The 2413-nt window shown below is 70.6% G+C and carries 3 protein-coding genes; 2 read left to right on the top strand and 1 reads right to left on the bottom strand.

Going from position 1 to position 2413, the window contains the following annotated elements; translation table 11 throughout:
• Positions 1 to 1447: CoA-acylating methylmalonate-semialdehyde dehydrogenase (locus VKH46_03410; GenBank protein HKB69863.1), on the top strand; the 1447-nt coding region annotated here is incomplete at its 5' end.
• 98 nt (positions 1448 to 1545) lie between these two features.
• A complete protein-coding gene (locus tag VKH46_03405) occupies positions 1546 to 1956 on the top strand; it encodes a hypothetical protein (protein ID HKB69862.1) in 411 nt (136 codons plus the stop codon).
• Between the two features lie 159 nt (positions 1957 to 2115).
• On the opposite strand, the gene VKH46_03400 is transcribed toward VKH46_03405, so the two are convergent.
• Positions 2116 to 2413: hypothetical protein (locus VKH46_03400; GenBank protein ID HKB69861.1), on the bottom strand; the 298-nt coding region annotated here is incomplete at its 5' end.

Here is a 2413-nt window from a genome sequence, read left to right as displayed (position 1 = left end):
GACCGAGACTCTTCGCCACTTCATCGGCGGCCGCTGGACGGCTTCCGCCGCCCGCGAAACGCTCGACGTCCACGACCCCGCGCTCGGCACGGTGATCGCGAAGACCCCGATGGCGACGCGCGACGAGGTCGACGCGGCCGTCCGCGCCGCGCAGGCCGCGTTCCCCGCCTGGAGCGAGACCCCCCCGGGCACGCGGGCGCGCGCGATGTTCCGTTTTCGCGCCCTGCTCGAGGAGCACTTCGAGGAGCTCGCCGCGCTCGTCACCCGGGAGCACGGGAAGACGCTGTCCGAGTCGAGGGGAAGCGTGCGGCGCGGGATCGACTGCGTCGAAGTCGCCTGCGGCGCGCCCTCGATGCTGATGGGGCAGAGCCTCGAGAACGTCGCGGCCGGACTCGACTGCACGGCCTTCCGGCAGCCGGTCGGCGTCTGCGCCGCGATCGCGCCGTTCAACTTCCCGGTCATGGTGCCGCTCTGGTTCCTGCCGTTCGCGGTGGCCTGCGGGAACACGTTCGTCGCGAAGCCTTCCGAACAGGTGCCCACGTCGCTCGCGCGGATCTTCGAGCTCCTCGAAGAGTGCGGCCTGCCGGCGGGAGTCGTGAACCTCGTCCACGGCGGGCGCGAGGCGGTCGAGGCGATCTGCGATCACCCCGGAATCCGGGCGGTGTCGTTCGTCGGGTCGACTCCCGTGGCCCGCGCGGTCTACGAGCGGGCGACGCGGGCGGGGAAGCGCGTGCAGGCGCTCGGTGGGGCGAAGAACTTCGTCGTCGTGATGCCCGACGCCGACCTCGACCGGACGATCGCCGCGATCACGGAATCGTTCTACGGGTGCTCCGGGCAGCGGTGCCTCGCCGGAAGCATGCTCGTGCCGGTCGGCGCCGCCCACCGGGAGACGCGCGACCGGCTCGTCGAGGCGGCAAGCGCGCTCAGGGTCGGTCGCGGCACGGAGCCCGGCGTCCAGATGGGCCCGCTGATCAGCGGCCGGCACCGCGAACGGGTCGTGGGCTACATCGAGAAGGGGATCGCCGAGGGAGCGAAGCTCGTGCTCGACGGGCGCACGGCGCGGACGAAGCCCGCCGCCGGTTTCTTTCTCGGCGCCTCGGTGTTCGACGGCGTGGACCCCGCGATGACGATCGCGCGGGACGAGATTTTCGGGCCGGTCGCGTCGATCTGCCCCGTCGACGACCTCGCCGGCGCCCTGGAAGCGATGCGCGCGCACCCGAACGCGAACGCCGCCTCGATCTTCACCTCTTCGGGAAAGGCCGCGCGGGAGTTCGCGCATGCGGCGCCGGCTTCGATGGTGGGCGTCAACGTGGGCGTGGCCGCGCCGATGGCCTGGTTCCCGTTCGGCGGCGCAAAGGACAGTTTCTTCGGCGACCTGAAAGTCCACGGCCGCGACGCCTTCGAGTTCTACACGGACCGGAAGGTCGTCACGACCCGCTGGTTCTGAGCCGTGGAACTTTTCGGGACCGAAAGGGGAGGGGGCATGATCGGCGGACGCGACGGACGGGTAGGTCTCGCGGGCCGGGCGCTCGAGGACCGGAAACCATGAAGAAGTCGGGAGCGGCGGCCGGCGGATCCCCGCCGGACGATGTCCGCCGGTTTCCGATCCGCTTCGACCGCTGGTACGCGATCCTTTCGACCGCGCTTCTTCTCTTTCCTTCGCGGTCGTTCGTCGAGGTCGGGACGGACATGGTCCGCGTCGAAATGGGATGGGGCTTCCGCGCGCGGTTCCCGCCAACGGCGATCGTCCGCGCCGGGCCGCTCGGCCGCGAAGCGATCAGCCGCGGAGTCCACGGCTTCTTCGGACGATGGCTCGTCAACGGATCGGGCGACCACATCGTCGCGATCGACCTCGAGCCGCCGCAGCCCGCCCGCGTGACGGGTTTCCCGGTGCGCTTGCGCCGCCTGATGGTCAGCGTCGACGACCCCGCCGCCCTGGTCGCGGCGCTCGGCTGAAGCGCCGCCGACGAGCCGGCAGGAACCGAAGGTCCTCTTCGCGCGCGTCGCCCAGGACACGCCTCCCTACGACCAACGGACGCTGAGGCTTCTGCCTCAGAGGCAGGCCTCCACGGGGACTCGCGGCGGGCGCGAGCGCGCCCGCCGCGAGCGAACGTTTTACGCCACGCAGCCGATCGACGTGACGAACTGCACCGACGGGTCGTTCGTGATGTTGTCGGTCGTTGCGCCGTAGACGATCGCCGCGCCTCCGGACACGCTGACCAGGATGTAGTCGTTGGCTCCCGGGGCCGCTCCGAGGAGATCTTCCGCCTTGATCTGCAGGAACTCGTTCGGCGACAGGCTCTTCTGCGCGGACGCGCGGGTGGCGCCGGTGATGTCCTTCAGCACGAAGCTGATCGTCACGTCGGCGTCGAGGCTCCTCATCCCCAGATTGATGCGGAAATGCGCGGGATCG

This window comes from Thermoanaerobaculia bacterium (assembly GCA_035260525.1).
In the GTDB taxonomy this organism is placed as follows: domain Bacteria; phylum Acidobacteriota; class Thermoanaerobaculia; order UBA5066; family DATFVB01; genus DATFVB01.
This window is presented reverse-complemented; position numbering and strand designations above follow the sequence as displayed.